Origin of the sequence: Bordetella ansorpii, from assembly GCF_900078705.1 — a bacterium.
Classification (GTDB): domain Bacteria; phylum Pseudomonadota; class Gammaproteobacteria; order Burkholderiales; family Burkholderiaceae_B; genus Bordetella; species Bordetella ansorpii_A.
Genome location: NZ_FKIF01000003.1, coordinates 151,261 through 167,536 on the forward strand (window position 1 = coordinate 151,261; position 16,276 = coordinate 167,536).

Consider the following 16,276-nt stretch of genomic DNA (forward strand, 5'->3'; position numbering starts at 1 on the left):
CGCGCTCATTGCGGGTCGCGGCGCCAGTCGCGGCGCGCCTGCGCGGCGTGATCGAGCATGGCCAGCAATGCCGGGCCATCGCCGTCGCGCAGCGCCTGTTCGGCCTGGTCCAGCACGGCGCGCACGGCGGCCAGTTCGGCCAGCAGCGCCGGCTTGTTGGACAGGAAGATGTCGCGCCACATCTCGGGCGACCCTGCGGCGATGCGGGTGAAATCGCGGAAACCGCTGCCGGCCAGTCCCAGGCGGCGTCCGGCATCCTCGGCGGACGCCACCTGCGCCATGTAGACGCAGGACAGCAGGTGCGGCATGTGGCTGACGGACGCCAGCACGCGGTCGTGCGTGTCGGCATCCATGTCGATGACCTCGGCGCCGCAGGCCCGCCAGGCGTCGCGCACCCGCGCGACAGCTTCGGGAGGATTCTCGGGCAGCGGCGTCAGCACCACGGTGCGGTTGCGGTACAGCGTGGCGTCGGCGGCCTCGGGGCCGGTGCGCTCGGCGCCCGCGATGGGATGGCCGGGCACGAAGCACGCGATGCGGTCGCCCAGCGCGGCGCGAGCGGCCTCGACGACCTCGGCCTTGGTGCTGCCGCCGTCGGTCAGCACGATGCCCGGCCGCAGGTGCGGCCGCATGCTCGCCAGCACGGCGCCCAGGCTGCCCACCGGCGTGGCCAGCATGACCAGATCGGCGCGCCGTGCCGCGGTCTCGGCGTCGACGGCCTCGTCGATCAGGCCCAGTTCGACGGCCCGCCGCAGCGACTGCGCATTGCGCCCCACGCCCAGCACCTGCCCCACCCTGCCCGCCTGGCGCAGCGCGGCGGCGAACGAACCGCCGATCAGGCCGACGCCGACGATGGCCAGTACGGGTGCGGCGTTGCTCATTTGCCTGCCGACAGGATCTGCCCGAGGGCTTCGATGAAACGCGTGTTCTCGCTGGGCAGGCCGATGGTGACGCGCAGCCACTCTGGCAGGCCGTCGCCGGCCACCGGGCGCACGATCACGCCGCGCTTGAGCAGTTCCAGGTTGATGCGGGGCGCGTCGCCCACGCGCACCAGCACGAAGTTGCCATAGCTGGGCACGTACTGCAGGCCCAATTCATCGAAGGCCGCGCACAGTTGCGCCTTGCCGGCCTTGTTGCCGGCGTAGGCCTGCTCCAGGTAGGCCGCGTCGCCCAGCGCCGCGATGGCGGCCGCCTGGGCCAGGGTGTTGACGTTGAACGGCTGCCGCACGCGGTTCAGCAGGTCGGTCAGGCGCGGCTGCGACAACGCGAAGCCCACGCGCAGGCCGGCCAGGCCATAGGCCTTGGAGAACGTGCGCGACACGATCAGGTTGGGGAACTGGCGGACCAGCCCGGTGCTGTCGAAGCGCAGCTCCGGATCGAGGTACTCGTTGTAGGCCTCGTCCAGCACCACCGTGACGCGGTCGCCGTGGGCGTCGCGCACGCGTTCCAGGAAGGCCTGCAGTTGCGGGCCGCCGATGAAGGTGCCGGTGGGATTGTTGGGGTTGGCGATGAACAGCAGGCGCGTGTCGTCGGCGATGGCCGCGAACATGGCGTCCAGGTCATGGCCGTAGTCGCGCGCCGGCACCATGATGTGGCGGGCGCCGCGGGCCTGCGTGGCCAGCTTGTAGACGACGAAGGCATGCTGCGCGTAGACCGCCGACGTGCCCGGCGACAGCAGCGCCAGCGCGGCGATCTCGAGGATGTCGTTCGAGCCGTTGCCCAGCGTGATCCAGTCCATGGGCACGCCATAGCGTTTGGACAGCGCGGACTTCAGGTCGAAACCATTGGGGTCCGGATAGCGCGCCAGCGCCTCGGCGGCCGCGGCGATGGCGGCGCGCGCGGAGGCGGGCATGCCCAGCGGGTTCTCGTTGGACGCCAGCTTGACGATGCCGGCCGGGTCCAGGCCGAATTCGCGGGCGAGTTCGTCGATGGGCTTGCCGGCCTGGTACGGCGCGATCGCGTCGATGTGGGCGGGCGCGGCGAAAGTCTTGTCGTTGCTCATGGTGCGTAGCCTGACGGTGCGTAACCTATTGGGCCGGGTAGGATCCCAGCAGCTTGAAGAATGCAACCTGCGCCTGCAGCGCCGCCAGGGCCTGCGCCACGTTCGCGTCGTCGCGGTGGCCCAGCAGGTCGATGTAGAAGTAGTACTCCCATTGCCCGGTGCGGGCAGGCCGCGACTCGAAGCGCGTCATGGACACGCCGCTGGCGGCCAGGGGTGCCAGCATTTCGTAGACGGCGCCGGCGCGGTTGGGCACGGCCAGGATCAGGCTGGTCTTGTCGCGGCCGCTGGGGCCGGGCTTGAGCGTGCCGACGGCCAGGAAGCGCGTGCGGTTCTGCGCATCGTCCTGGATGCCCGAGGCGACGACCGCCAGGCCCCAGGCGGGCGCGGCCACCTCGCCGGCGATGGCGGCGACGGAGGAATCCTGCGCGGCCACCCGGGCGGCCTCGGAGTTGCTGGCCGCGGCCACGCGCTCCAGTTCGGGATAGTTGCGCGTCAGCCAGTTCTGGCACTGCGCCAGCGCCTGCGGATGCGCCGAGATGGCCTTGATGCCGTCCATGCCGCCGCTTTGCGTCATCAGGCAGTGGCGGATGACCAGCGAGCGCTCGCCCAGGATCTGCAGGGGCGAACCCAGCAGCAGGTCCAGGCTGCGATTGACCGCGCCCTCGGTGGAGTTCTCGACCGGCACCATGCCCACGTCGGCCTGCCCGGCCTCGACGGCGCGGAAGACCTCGTCGAACGAGGCGCACGGCAGGCGCTGCACGGAATGGCCGAAATGGTCCAGCGCCGCCTGCTCGGAGAACGAGCCCTGCGGGCCCAGGTAGGCGACGGTCATGCCGCGCTCCAGGCCGCGGCAGGCGGACATGATCTCGGTCCAGACGGCGGCAACGCCGGCATTGGGAAACGGTCCGGGATTGTTCTGCTGCAGCGCGCGGATGACGGCGGCTTCGCGCTCGGGGCGCAACGCCGCGCCGTCGGCCTGCACGGCATGCTTGGCCTCGCCCACGGCCTGGGCCGTGCGGGCCCGCTCGCACAGCAAGGTCAGGATCTGTGCATCGATGGAATCGATACGCTCGCGCAGCGGGCGCAGCGTGGCGGCTAGCGAGGCGTCATCCATGGGTGCGCTCGAATTCCTTCAGGTACTCGACAAGGGCCTGGACGCCCGCCAGCGGCATGGCGTTATAGATGGAGGCACGCATGCCGCCCACGCTCTTGTGGCCCTTCAGCTGCGTCAGGCCCGCGGCATCGGCGCCCTTCAGGAAGGCGTCGTTCAGCGAGTCGTCGCGCAGCACGAACGGCACGTTCATGCGCGAACGCACCGGCGCGTGCACCGGATTGCGGTAGAACGAGGAACTGTCCAGGTAGCCGTACAGCAGCTCGGCCTTGGCCGCGTTGGCGGCCTCGATGCCGTCGACGCCGCCCTGCTCCTTGATCCACTTGAACACCAGGCCAGCCACATAGATGGCATAGGCCGGCGGCGTGTTGTAGCGCGAGTGCTCGGCCGCCACGTTGGCGTAGTCGAATGCCGAGGGGCAGATCGGCAGCGCGTGGCCCAGCAGGTCACGCCGCGCGATGACGACGGTGGCGCCGGCCGGGCCGACGTTCTTCTGCGCGCCCGCGAACACCAGGCCGGCACGCTCGATGTCGAGCTTGCGCGACAGGAAGTGCGACGAGGCATCGACCACCAGCGGCACGTCGGGCGCGCCCAGCGCGGCCATGTCGGGCCAGTCGACGGTCTCGACGCCGCCGATGGTCTCGTTGCTGCACAGGTGCAGGTAGGCGGCATCCTTGCGGACGTTCCAGGTGCCGGCGGACGGCGACCAGGTGAAGGCGCCCTGCTGCGCGCCGTCGATCTCGGTGGCCGCGCCGCTGGTGGCCGCGACCTGCGCGTCGCCGTAGCGGCCAGCTTCCTTATGCGAACGCACCGACCAGTGGCCGGTGAGCACGAAGTCGGCCGACGGCGAGGCGCGGCGGCCCATCAGGTTCATCGGGACGATGGCGTTCTCGCCCAGGCCGCCGCCCTGCATGAACATGATGGCGTAGTCGGCGGGCAGGCCCAGCAGGTCGCGCAGGTCGCTCTCGGCCTCGTCGCAGATCTGCACGAAGTGCTTGCCGCGATGGCTCATTTCCATGACCGACATGCCGCTGCCGCGCCAGTCGAGCATTTCCGCCGCGGCTTGCCGCAGCACCGATTCGGGCAGGGCCGACGGGCCCGCCGAAAAATTCCAGGGACGCGCCATGCTGCGTTACTCCGTAGATCCGGTGGAAGGGGTTTCCCCGGCGCCGCCCTGCGGCGGCGCGCCGTTGTCGTCGATGCCTTCGTCGCCTTCGCCTTCGATTTCGTCGGCGTCGCTTTCGACCACGCGGCGCACGCCCGACAGGCTGCTGCCGTCATCCACGCTGATCAGGGTCACGCCTTGCGTGGCGCGGCCCATTTCGCGGATTTCGGACACGCGGGTGCGCACCAGCACGCCGCCCGTGGTGATCAGCATGATCTCGTCGGACGGACGCACCAGCACGGCGCCCACGACGCGGCCGTTGCGCGACGAGGTCTGGATGGCGATCATGCCCTTGGTGCCACGGCCGTGGCGCGTGTATTCGACGATGGACGTCCGCTTGCCGTAACCGTTCTCGGTGGCGGTCAGCACGCTTTGCGATTCGTCTTGGGCGACCAGCAGCGAGATGACGGTCTGGGTGTCTTCCAGCTGCATGCCGCGCACGCCGCGGGCGTTGCGGCCCATCGGGCGCACGTCGTTCTCGTCGAAACGCACGGCCTTGCCGGCGTCGGAGAACAGCATGACGTCGTGCTTGCCGTCGGTCAGGTCGGCGCCGATCAGGAAGTCGCCGTCGTCGAGGTCGACGGCGATGATGCCGGCCTTGCGCGGATTCGAGAAGTCGGACAGCGGAGTCTTCTTGACCGTGCCGCGCGAAGTCGCCATGAAGATGTAGTGATCTTCGCTGAACTCCTTGACGGGCAGCACCACCGTGATCTTCTCGCCTTCGGCCAGCGGGAACATGTTGACGATGGGGCGGCCGCGCGAGCCGCGCGTGCCTTGCGGCACTTCCCAGACCTTCAGCCAGTAGACGCGGCCGCGGTTGGAGAAGCACAGCAGGAAGTCGTGCGTGTTCGCGATGAACAACTGGTCGATCCAGTCGTTCTCCTTCATCGCCGTGGCCTGCTTGCCGCGCCCGCCGCGCTTCTGCGAGCGGTACTCGGACAGCGGCTGGCTCTTGATATAGCCGCTGTGCGACATGGTGACCACCATGTCCATCGGGGTGATCAGGTCTTCGGTATCGATGTCCGAGGCATTGACCTCGATCTCGGCGCGGCGCACGTCCTTCGCGCTGGTGGCGAACTCGGCCTTGATGGCCTGGAGCTCGTCGCCGATGATCGTGGTGATGCGCTCGGGACGCGACAGGATGTCCAGCAGATCGGCGATGTTGTCCATCACTTCGCGGTATTCGCCGACGATCTTGTCCTGCTCCAGCCCGGTCAGGCGCTGCAGGCGCATGTTCAGGATTTCCTGCGCCTGGGTGTCGGACAGGCGGTACAGGCCATCGTCCTGCAGGCCGAACTCGGCGGCCAGGTCGTCGGGACGATAGGCCGCGCGGCCGCCCGGCGTGTCGCCGTCGTCGGCGCGCGCCAGCATCTCGCGCACCAGCGAGGAATCCCACGTGCGCGCCATCAGTTCCTGGCGCGCCACCGGCGGGGTCGGGGCGGCCTTGATGATGGCGATGAAATCGTCGATGTTGGCCAGCGCCACGGCCAGGCCTTCGAGCACGTGGCCGCGCTCGCGCGCCTTGCGCAGCTGGAACACCGTGCGGCGCGTGACCACTTCGCGGCGATGCTGCAGGAAGTAGCTGATGAGCTGCTTGAGGTTCAGCAGGCGGGGCTGGCCGTCGACCAGCGCCACCAGGTTCATGCCGAACGTATCCTGCAGCTGCGTGTTCTTGTACAGGTTGTTGAGCACGACCTCGGGCACTTCGCCGCGCTTCAGCTCGATGACCAGGCGCATGCCGTCCTTGTCCGACTCGTCGCGGATGTCGGAGATGCCCTCGATCTTCTTTTCATTGACCAGCTCGGCGATGCGTTCCTGCAGGGTCTTCTTGTTGACCTGGTAGGGAATGGCGTCGACCACGATGGCCTGGCGATTGCCCTTTTCCATGTCCTCGAAATGCACCTTGGCGCGCATCACGACACGGCCACGGCCGGTGCGGTAGCCTTCGCGCACGCCCCCCATGCCGTAGATGATGCCGCCGGTGGGGAAGTCGGGCGCGGGGATGAGCTCCATGAGCTCATCGATGGTGCACTCGGGATTGCGCAGGCAGTACAGGCAGCCGTCCACCACCTCGGTCAGGTTGTGCGGCGGAATGTTGGTGGCCATGCCCACGGCGATGCCCGAGCTGCCGTTGACCAGCAGGTTGGGCAGGCGCGAGGGCAGCAGCAGCGGCTCTTGCTCGCTGCCGTCGTAGTTGGGACCGAAATCGACGGTTTCCTGGTCGATGTCGGCCAGCAATTCGTGGGCGATCTTGGCCAGGCGGATTTCCGTGTAACGCATCGCCGCGGCATTGTCGCCGTCGATGGAGCCGAAGTTGCCCTGGCCGTCGACCAGCATGTAGCGCATGGAGAAATCCTGCGCCATGCGGACGATGGTGTCGTAGACGGACTGGTCGCCGTGCGGGTGGTACTTACCGATCACATCGCCGACGATACGCGCCGACTTCTTGTAGGCGCGATTCCAGTCGTTGTTCAGTTCGTGCATGGCGTACAGCACGCGCCGGTGCACGGGCTTCAAGCCATCGCGCACATCGGGCAGCGCGCGACCGACGATCACGCTCATCGCGTAATCGAGGTAGCTGCGGCGCATCTCTTCTTCCAGCGATACCGGAAGCGTCTCCTTGGCAAAGGAATCCATATTGGTGGCGACTGAATCGTGTAAGGGATGGGCCCGGGCCTGATGAACCCGGGCCCGGGCAAACGGGAAATTTTATCATCCAGCGGTCACCCCCCCGCCGGAGCCGCCTTTGGAAGCCCGTCGCAAGGCCCCCGCCGACCGCAACATTTTGACATTACAACCTTGTTGCCAAAAACCAACATGAATATCCTGCGGAGCATAGAAAAGCCGCTATCGCAGGGCAATGGGCGGGACCAAGGCAGCCAAAGGCGGGCAAATGCCTTAAGATTGTTTCCAGCACGCAGGAGACCCAGCAGCAGTGCTTGAACACTGTCCAGGCATTGTTATACTGGCCCCGTTTTCCTGATATGCGGCGGGGGTCGCTGCGAGTCATCTATCCAGCTTCAAGCTCAACGAGGAGAAACATGAACAAACCCTCCAAATTCGCTCTGGCTCTTGCCTTCGCCGCCGTCACGGCCTCTGGTGCGGCTTCCGCCCAAACCGTCGACAACTGGCGCAATGCATTCGGCACGGTGTGGAAGAACGGCACCAACGAACTGTGCTGGCGCGATGCCTTCTGGACCCCGGCCACCGGCATCCCCGGTTGTGACGGCGTGCCTGTCGCCCAGGCCGCTACGCCCCGCGCTCCGGCTCCCCAGCCGACCGCGTCGAAGGTCGTCTTCAACGCCGACACGTTCTTCGACTTCGACAAGTCGACGCTGAAGCCGGAAGGCCGCCAGCTGCTGGATCAAGTGGCTTCCCAGGTGAACACCATCAACCTGGAAACCCTGATCGCCGTTGGCCACACCGACTCGATCGGCTCCGACGCCTACAACCAGAAGCTGTCCGAGCGCCGTGCCGCTTCGGTCAAGTCGTACCTGGTCAGCAAGGGCATCGACCCCAACCGTATCTACACGGAAGGCAAGGGCGAGAAGCAACCCGTTGCTTCGAACTCGACCCGCGAAGGCCGCGCGAAGAACCGCCGCGTGGAAATCGAAATCGTCGGTACCCGCCGCTAAGCATTTCGACCGGTCTCACAGCCGGTACAATGAAGGGCCACGCACAGCGTGGCCCTTTTTTTTGCCGCCGGGCCGCCCCCGGGCAACCGCAGCCTGGCTTCCAGGCCACGGGCCCGGGGCCCGGCACGGAACCTCCCCTGCCCTCGCCAACGGCCGCCCCATGACCCCAGATACCTCTGCCCGCCCCGTCAACGCCGATCAGGCCGAACTGGACAAGTTCAGCGCCCTGGCCTCGCGCTGGTGGGATCCGGAAAGCGAATTCAAGCCGCTGCACGCCATCAACCCGCTGCGCCTGGAGTGGATCCAGGAACTGGCCGGCAGCCTGGCGGGCAAGCGCGTGCTGGACGTGGGGTGCGGCGGCGGCATCCTGTCCGAAAGCATGGCGCGTGCCGGCGCCCAGGTCACCGGCATCGACCTGGCCGACAAATCCCTGAAGGTCGCGCGGCTGCACGGCCTGGAATCGGGCGTGCCGGTGGAATACCGCAAGGTGCCGGTCGAAGAGCTGGCAGCCGAGCAGCCCGGCCAGTACGACGTGGTCACCTGCATGGAAATGCTGGAACACGTCCCCAACCCCGCCTCCATCGTGCAGGCCTGCGCCGCGCTGGCCAAGCCGGGCGGCTGGGTGTTCTTCTCCACGCTGAACCGCAACGCCAAGTCGTTCCTGTTCGCCATCATCGGCGCCGAATACGTGCTGCGCCTGCTGCCGCGCGGCACCCACAGCTACGAAAGCTTCATCAAGCCCAGCGAACTGGCCTCCTCGGTACGCCAGGCCGGCCTGGAAACGGTGGGCATGCGCGGCATGGAATACAACCCCATCACCAAGATCTATTCGCTGTCGGCCGATACGTCGGTGAATTACCTGATGGCCACGCGCAAATGAGCGCCGGATCCGCCATGACGGCACTGGTCCTGTTCGACTTCGACGGCACGCTGGCCGACACCGCCCCCGACCTGGCCGCCGCGGCCAACCGGCAGCGCACCCGGCAAGGCCTCGATCCCCTGCCCTACGAGGCCCTGCGTCCGGTGGCGTCGCACGGTGCGCGCGGCCTGCTGCGCGCGGCGCTCGGCCTCAAGCCGGAAGACCCCGGCTACGAGGCCGTGCGCGTGCAGTTCCTGGAAGACTACGCGGCGGGCTCCACGGTGCACAGCACGCTGTTCCCGGGCATCGCCGAACTGCTGGCACGCCTGCAAGGGCACGGCCTGTCCTGGGGCATCGTCACCAACAAAGCAACCCGGCTGGCCTTGCCCATCATCGAATACCTGGGCCTGGCCGAGCAAAGCGCCGCCACCGTGTGCGGCGACACCGCCGAACATCCCAAGCCCCATCCGGCGCCGCTGCTGCTGGCGGCTTCGCAGGCCGGCTTCTCGCCCGAACGCTGCGTCTATGTCGGGGACGACCTGCGCGACGTGCAGGCCGCGCACGCCGCGGGCATGCCCGCCGTGGCGGCGGCCTACGGCTATATCGGTGTCGACGGCGATGCCACGGCCTGGCGGGCGGAAGCCTGCGCCGACAGTGTCGAAGCGCTGTGGCCGGCCATCCACGCCCTGCTGCCCTCGGACGTTCGTCACGCATTGTCCGATCGAGCCGAACAGTAAAACCGGTTTGGCGGCCTTTATCCGGCTGCCTCATCTCCCCTACAGTATCGATCATCCTGCGGTAGCCGCGCCCCACCGGCACGAACCGCTCGTCCCCTTTTTCCATTCCTGCTGCGGTGCGTGGCTCACAAGGCCGCGTGCCCGTCTGGCCATGCCCTTGCTTCCCATATTGCTGCTGTCCGCGTCGGGTTTCACCATCCTGACCACCGAATTCCTGATCATCGGCCTCTTGCCGCCCATGGCGCGCGACCTCGACGTCACGGTGTCGCAGGCCGGCCTGCTGGTGTCGCTGTTCGCCTTCACGGTCGCCACCACCGGCCCGCTGCTGACGGCATTGATGACCAACATCGAGCGCAAGCGCCTGTTCGTCGGCGTGCTGGCGCTGTTCGGCCTGTCCAACACCCTGGCGGCCCTGGCGCCCGACATCGGCACCATGGCCATCGCGCGGCTGGTGCCGGCGCTGGCCCTGCCCGTCTTCTGGTCCCTGGCCAGCGCCACCGCCGTGGAGATCGTGGGGCCGGAACGCGCCGGCCGCGCCATCTCCATGGTGGCGTTCGGCATCGTGGCGGCCACCGTGTTCGGTATTCCCATCGGCGTGCTGATCTCCGATGCCCTGGGCTGGCGCGCCGCCTTCGGCATCCTGGCGGCGGTGGCCTTCGCCAAGGCGCTCATGCTGCTGGTGACGTTCCCGCACATCCAGCGCCACGGCCATGCCGCACGGTTGCGCGAGCAGGTGCGCATCCTGCGCAATCCGCTGGTGGTGGGGCACGTGCTGCTGTCGCTGCTGGTGTTCACGGGCATGTTCACGGCCTACACCTACCTGGCCGACATGCTCGAGCGGCTGGCGGGCTTCAACGGCCAGGTGGTGGGCTGGACCATGATGGCCTTCGGCGGCATCGGCATCATCGGCAACTGGCTGGGCGGCCGGCTGGTGGACCGCAGCCCGCTGGGCGCCACCCTGCTGTTCGGCACCATCATGGCCGGCGGCCTGGCCTTCGTCACCCTGGTCATGCGCGCGCCGGTGCTGCTGGCCGTGGCGCTGGCGGCCTGGGGCGTCGCCCAGGCCGCGCTGTTCATCGTCTGCCACGTGCGGCTGATGAAGGCCGCGCCCCAGGCGCCGGCCTTCGCCGCCTCGCTGAACATCTCGGGCGCCAATGCCGGAATCGGGCTGGGCGCGGTGGTCGGCGGCTACGTCATCGACCATCACGGCCTGGCGGCGCTGGGCGGCGCGGCTGCCGGCGTGCTGGCGGCGGGAATGCTGCTGGCGCTGGGCCTGATGGCCATGACGCGGCGCGCCCAGGCGGCGCCGGCGGCGGCCGAGCCGGCGGGCCAGCAATGCTGATCCGGACACCTGCTGCCTGGCCAGGCGGCACAACGACGGGCAAGGCTCCGCGGCCTCCTGCCGTGCGCCGCCCCCCGCCTGAGGCAGCCGGCCCGTGCAGGCCGAGCGGCCATGGCGCATAGCGGTCACACCCCTGTCGCCAAAAAGGCTTAAGTCCAGCAGCCCCGCCCATAAAGGCGTACAATTGTCAGTCCTGGGGCCGATCCGGATTCGACGTGGGTCGCGAAACAGTTCAGGGCATGCCGAGCACCAGTACGCTCGTAAAACCACTGGAAACAATCAAACGCCAACGACGAGCGTTTCGCTCTCGCCGCTTAAGCGGTGAGCCGCTGCACCGATCTGTCCTTGGGTCGGGCGGAGGAAGGGCAACCTTCCTAAGGATTTCTGTCTAGGGCCTATATCCCCCGAAGCAGTTTCTTCCTGAACCGCAGCAGTGTTATTCACAAGGAATCGGCTTGCGCTGGGGTCACACGGCGTAGGTTTAAATTACGTGAATCGCTCTGGTCCGGCCTGTCGGTTGGCTAAGTCCAGGGTTAAAACGAAATAGGCCGACTACGCATGTAGAACTGACTGCAGAGGGCTTGCGGACGCGGGTTCAATTCCCGCCGGCTCCACCAGTATATTTGTCCGGCATCGCCCGCCGGACAACAGGAAATCCCCAAGAGGTCCGCCTCCTGGGGATTTTTTTCGGCCCGTGCCGATGACGCCCGCGTGGTGTCAGAAATACGCCGCGACGCCGAACGCCTGCGCCTTTGCCCGCTCGATGGCGGCCGGCCCCTGGTCATCCCAGGTGTGCTCCACCGTCAACCGCGTGACGTCGCGCACGCCGATGAACTTCAACCAGAAATCCAGATAATCGGCCTGGTGCGCGAAACCCGGATTATCGTCGCTCGCCCCCGCGTCGATGCTCTGGCCGCGCACATGGATGACCAGCGCCCGCGAGGCCTGCAGCATCGGGCCGTATGCCTTGCCGTCGAAGGTGAACAGCATATTGCGCTGGCAGACCAGATCGATCAGTTGCTTCAGCTTGTACGGATAACCGAAATTCCACATCGGCACGCCGACGACGATGCGGTCCGCCCACTGGAAGCGGGCGGCCAGCGACTGGATGCGCTGCCAGACAGAAGCCTCATGGGCGTCCATGGGCGCGTTGGCAACGCCCTTGTACTTCGCGCCGATGCCCGCCCGGTCGAACTCGGGCAGGTCTTCTTCCCACACGTTCAGCGTGTCGACCACCAGCGACGGACACGTCTGGGCATACGCCTCGATGAAGGCGTTGGCGACCGTGATCGAGGCGGATCTTTCGCCGCGCGGGGAAGACACGATATTCAGCAAGCGCATGATGCAAGGTTCCGGAAGAAAAAGCACGAACGGGAATGCGGCCACCGAGGCTGCCCGGCCCGGGCCGCGGCGGCGGCGTCCAGAGCCTTCGAGAAGCGCGCGGCGGGATCGCACGCAGGCAAACCACGGATCCGGCGGCTTCATGGACCTGCCCTGCGCTTCGGACGATGAGTTGCATTTGCAATCGTACAGCAAACCCCTCACAATCCGCTATCGATTGCAGATGCAACTCATGTATGGCCATGGCTGTCCGTGCGTCGGACCGAAGCTGCATTGCGATCCCGCCCCCTCATGGAGACAGACATGAACGCCCCCGAACTGCCGCTGGACGCACTGCCCCTGGACGTGGATCCCCAGGAAACACAGGAATGGATCGAGGCGCTGAGCGCCGTGACCGGCGCATATGGACGCCGCCGCGCGCACTATCTGCTGGATCGCCTGCACGGCGCCGATGCCCAGGTGCATGGCGATTTCCGCGGCGCGATCACCACGCCTTACGTGAACACGATCAGCGTCCGCGACGAGTCGGCCTATCCCGCCGATGTCCAGATCGAGCGCCGGCTGGCCGCCATGGTGCGCTGGAATGCGATGGCCATGGTGCTGCGCGCCGGCAAGCACTCGAACGTGGGCGGACACATCGCCACCTACGCCTCCGCGGCCGTGCTGTACGAAGTGGGGTTCAACCATTTCTTCCGCGGGCGCACCGACCGTTTCGCCGGCGACCTCGTCTATCTGCAGGGCCATGCCTCGCCGGGCATTTATGCCCGCGCCTTCGTGGAAGGCCGCATCAGCGAGGCGCAGCTCGACAACTTCCGGCGCGAAGCGGGCCGCGATGGCGTGTCGTCGTATCCGCATCCGCGCCTGATGCCGGACTTCTGGCAGTTCCCGACCGTGTCGATGGGGCTGGGTCCCATTACCGCCGCCTATCAGGCGCGCTTCATGCGCTACCTGGAAGACCGGCAGTTGACGCCGCACCAGGGCCGCAAGGTCTGGGCCTTCCTGGGCGATGGCGAAATGGACCAGCCCGAATCCCTGGCGGCGGTGGCCATGGCCGGGCGCGAGCGGCTGGACAACCTGATCGTGGTCGTCAATTGCAATCTGCAGCGGCTCGATGGTCCCGTGCGCGGCAACGCCAAGATCATCCAGGAGTTCGAGGGCCTGTACCGCGCGGCGGGATGGAATGTCATCAAGGTGATCTGGGGCGGCGGCTGGGACGACCTGCTGGCGCGCGACACCACCGGCCTGTTGCAACAGCGCATGATGGAATGCGTCGACGGCGAGTACCAGGCCTTCAAGTCGCAGGACGGCGCCTATGTGCGGGAGCACTTCTTCGGCAAGTACCCGGCGCTGCTCGACCTGGTGGCCGACATGAGCGACGCGGACATCTGGGCGCTGACGCGTGGCGGCCATGATCCCGTGAAGGTGTACAACGCCTATGCCGCCGCCGTGCGCCATACGGGTCAACCCACGGTGATCCTGGCCAAGACGGTCAAGGGCTTCGGCATGGGCGAGGCGGGCGAAGGCCAGAACGTGAACCACCAGTTGAAGAAACTCAATGCCGATGCCGTGCGCGCGTTCCGCGACCGCTTCGAACTGCCCGTCAGCGACGAACAGCTCGACGACATCCCCTATCTGAAACCCGAGGCGGACAGCGACGAGGCGCGTTACCTGCGGGGGCGCCGCGCGGCGCTGGGCGGCCATATCCCGTCGCGCCATGCCGCGTGCGAGCCGCTGGCGCTGCCCGCGCTGTCCCTGTTCGACGCGCAGTTGCAGGACTCCGGCACGCGCGCCTACTCGACGACGATGGCGTTCGTGCGCATGCTGGGCGCCCTGCTCAAGGACGAGTCGCTGGGCCGCAACGTGGTGCCCATCGTGCCCGACGAATCGCGCACCTTCGGCATGGAAGGCATGTTCCGGCAGGTCGGCATCTATTCGCACGTCGGCCAGTTGTATACGCCGCAGGATGCCGGCCAGCTCAGCTATTACCGCGAGACGCGCGATGGGCAGATCATGCAGGAAGGGCTGAACGAATCCGGCGCCATGTCGGCCTGGATCGCGGCGGCCACGGCCTACAGCAACCACGGCGTCACGGCTCTGCCCTTCTACATCTACTACTCGATGTTCGGCTTCCAGCGGGTGGGCGACCTGGCCTGGGCGGCCGGCGACGCGCGCGCCCGCGGCTTCCTGCTGGGCGCGACCTCGGGCCGCACGACGCTGATGGGCGAAGGACTGCAGCACGACGACGGGCACAGCCATGTGCTGTCGTCCGTGATTCCGTGCTGCGTATCCTACGACCCGACCTATGCCTACGAGCTGGCCGTGATCATGCACGACGGGATGCGCCGCATGTACGTGGAACAGGAGGACGTCTTCTACTACATCACGCTGTTGAACGAAAACTATGCCCACCCGGCGCTGCCCGATGGCGCGCGGGACGGCATTCTGCGTGGCTGGTATGCGCTGCGCACGATGGCGCCCGAAGCCGAGCCCGCCGCGCGCGTGCAACTGGCCGGCAGCGGCGCCATTCTCAACGAGGTGATCCAGGCGGCGCAGTTGCTGGCGAACGACTACGCCATCGCCTGCGACATCTGGAGCGCGACGAGCCTGACCGAGCTGCGCCGCGACGGCATGGCGGCCGAGCGCTGGAACCTGCTGCATCCGGAAGCGGCCCCGCGCGTGCCCTACGTACAGCAATGCCTGGCGGGACGAGAGGGTCCGCTGGTCGTGGCGACGGACTACATGAAGATCGTGGCCGACCAGATCCGGCCCTTCGTCGAGGGCCGCCGCATGGTGGCGCTGGGCACGGATGGCTTCGGCCGCTCGGACACGCGGGAGTCGCTGCGCAGCTTCTTCGAGGTCGACCGGCATTTCATCGCGGTGGCGGCGCTCAAGGCGCTGGCGGATGACGGCGCGCTGCCGCGCAACGTCGTGACGGAGGCGATGCAGCGGTATGGCGTGGCGGCGGACAAGGCGGATCCGAGCCGCTAGGGCGAGCGGGCGGCCGCGCGGCGCGGCGTTGGTGATCCGGCGCGCAAGGCGGCGGGCCGGCCGCAGCCGGCCTGTGCCGCATCCGGCCGTCCATGCCGCCACCTGGGCCTTTTCCATCCAGGCTGCGATACTTCGGCTCTGGACAATGCCAAGGAGCCCGCGCGTGGACCGCCTGCAAGCCATGAAAGCCTACGTCGCCGTCGTCGACAGCGGCGGCTTCACGCCGGCCGCGCGCAAGCTGGACGTGTCGCTGTCGGTGGTCAGCCGCTTCGTCACGGAACTGGAAGCGCACCTGGGGGCGCGGCTGCTGACGCGCACCACCCGCGTGGTGCGGCCCACCGAGGCCGGGATGGCCTACTTCGAGAACTGCAAGCGCATCCTGGGCGAGATCGAGGAGGCCGAATTGACGGCCGCGGGCGCGCACGCCACGCCGCGCGGGCAACTGGTGCTGACCGCGCCGGTGCTGTTCGGCGGGCGTTACGTCACGCCCATCGTGGTCGATTACCTGCAGCGCTATCCCGAGGTGGACGTCAACTGCCTGTTCCTGGACCGCAACGTCAACATCGTGGACGAAGGCGTGGACGTCGGCATCCGTATCGGGGAACTGCCCAGCTCGTCGTTGCAGGCGATCACGGTGGGGCGGGTGCGGCGCGTGGTCTGCGCCTCGCCCGCCTACCTGGACCGGCACGGCGTGCCCAAGACGCCCGACGACCTGGGACGGCATACGCTGATCCATACGACCAGCGTCAGCACGCTGCCGGAATGGCGCTTCAGGCACGATGACGAACCGCTGGCGGTGCGCATCACGCCGCGCATGGCGACCTCGACCAATGATTCGGCCATCGCCGCGGCGGTGGCCGGGCTGGGACTGGTCCGGGTGCTTTCCTACCAGGTGGCGGCCGAACTGTGGGACGGCCGGCTGCGGCTCGTGCTGGTCGACCATGAGCCCACCCCTTCGCCGATACAGGTGATCCACCGCGAAGGCCGGCACGCAATGCAGAAGGTGCGCAGTTTCCTGGACTTCGCGATAGAACGGCTGCGGACGGACAAGGCGCTTAACTAGCTTGATGGCCGGCGTCGGCGGGCAGCGGTGCTGCCC

General features: G+C 67.6%; 12 protein-coding genes and 1 other RNA gene. 7 read left to right on the top strand and 6 right to left on the bottom strand.

Going from position 1 to position 16,276, the window contains the following annotated elements; genetic code table 11:
* Positions 1-5 precede the first annotated feature (5 nt).
* Genes A6745_RS09275 through gyrA form a run of 5 tightly spaced genes read right to left on the bottom strand, consistent with a single transcriptional unit; the run spans position 6 to position 6,912 of the window.
* Positions 6-878, bottom strand: a complete 873-nt coding sequence (locus A6745_RS09275; RefSeq protein WP_066126140.1) for a prephenate dehydrogenase — start codon at positions 876-878, stop codon at positions 6-8.
* The gene (hisC, locus tag A6745_RS09280; protein WP_066126143.1) at positions 875-1,999 is read right to left on the bottom strand and encodes a histidinol-phosphate transaminase; all 1,125 of its coding nucleotides are present in this window, start codon (positions 1,997-1,999) and stop codon (positions 875-877) included. Before hisC ends, A6745_RS09275 begins: the two co-directional genes overlap by 4 nt.
* 25 nt (positions 2,000-2,024) lie before the next feature.
* Positions 2,025-3,113 (bottom strand): prephenate dehydratase, encoded by a 1,089-nt coding sequence (pheA, locus tag A6745_RS09285; RefSeq protein ID WP_066126145.1) that lies wholly within the window; start codon positions 3,111-3,113, stop codon positions 2,025-2,027.
* Complete coding sequence (gene serC, locus A6745_RS09290; protein WP_066126149.1) at positions 3,106-4,236, bottom strand: 3-phosphoserine/phosphohydroxythreonine transaminase; 1,131 nt, start codon at positions 4,234-4,236, stop codon at positions 3,106-3,108. Before serC ends, pheA begins: the two co-directional genes overlap by 8 nt.
* Positions 4,237-4,242: 6 nt before the next feature.
* Positions 4,243-6,912 (bottom strand): DNA gyrase subunit A, encoded by a 2,670-nt coding sequence (gene gyrA, locus A6745_RS09295; RefSeq protein WP_066126151.1) that lies wholly within the window; start codon positions 6,910-6,912, stop codon positions 4,243-4,245.
* Positions 6,913-7,316: 404 nt separating this feature from the next.
* Here gyrA and ompA point away from each other — a divergent pair, with 404 nt between their 5' ends.
* The 5 genes from ompA (at position 7,317) to ssrA (ending at position 11,465) form a co-directional block, all read left to right on the top strand.
* Positions 7,317-7,910, top strand: coding sequence for an outer membrane protein OmpA (gene ompA, locus A6745_RS09300; protein ID WP_066126153.1), 594 nt, complete (start codon positions 7,317-7,319; stop codon positions 7,908-7,910).
* 160 nt (positions 7,911-8,070) lie between these two features.
* Entirely contained in the window at positions 8,071-8,790 is a 720-nt protein-coding gene (gene ubiG / locus A6745_RS09305) for a bifunctional 2-polyprenyl-6-hydroxyphenol methylase/3-demethylubiquinol 3-O-methyltransferase UbiG (RefSeq protein ID WP_066126156.1), read from the top strand.
* Between the two features lie 14 nt (positions 8,791-8,804).
* Positions 8,805-9,506: an HAD-IA family hydrolase gene (locus tag A6745_RS09310; RefSeq protein ID WP_066126158.1), complete on the top strand. Its 702-nt coding sequence runs from the start codon at positions 8,805-8,807 to the stop codon at positions 9,504-9,506.
* A 151-nt stretch (positions 9,507-9,657) separates the two neighbouring features.
* Positions 9,658-10,848 carry an MFS transporter gene (locus A6745_RS09315; RefSeq protein ID WP_066126160.1) on the top strand — a complete coding sequence of 397 codons (1,191 nt, stop codon included), beginning with the start codon at positions 9,658-9,660 and terminating at the stop codon, positions 10,846-10,848.
* Between the two features lie 195 nt (positions 10,849-11,043).
* Positions 11,044-11,465: a transfer-messenger RNA gene (gene ssrA / locus A6745_RS09320) on the top strand.
* 100 nt (positions 11,466-11,565) lie between these two features.
* Here the strand turns inward: ssrA and A6745_RS09325 are convergent.
* Positions 11,566-12,189, bottom strand: a complete 624-nt coding sequence (locus A6745_RS09325; RefSeq protein ID WP_066126164.1) for an FMN-dependent NADH-azoreductase — start codon at positions 12,187-12,189, stop codon at positions 11,566-11,568.
* A gap of 303 nt (positions 12,190-12,492) precedes the next feature.
* Here A6745_RS09325 and aceE point away from each other — a divergent pair, with 303 nt between their 5' ends.
* Together aceE and A6745_RS09335 are read left to right on the top strand one after the other, a co-directional pair.
* Positions 12,493-15,177 (top strand): pyruvate dehydrogenase (acetyl-transferring), homodimeric type, encoded by a 2,685-nt coding sequence (gene aceE / locus A6745_RS09330; protein WP_066126166.1) that lies wholly within the window; start codon positions 12,493-12,495, stop codon positions 15,175-15,177.
* A gap of 163 nt (positions 15,178-15,340) precedes the next feature.
* Positions 15,341-16,240: a LysR family transcriptional regulator gene (locus A6745_RS09335; RefSeq protein WP_066126168.1), complete on the top strand. Its 900-nt coding sequence runs from the start codon at positions 15,341-15,343 to the stop codon at positions 16,238-16,240.
* The last annotated feature ends 36 nt before the right edge of the window (positions 16,241-16,276 follow it).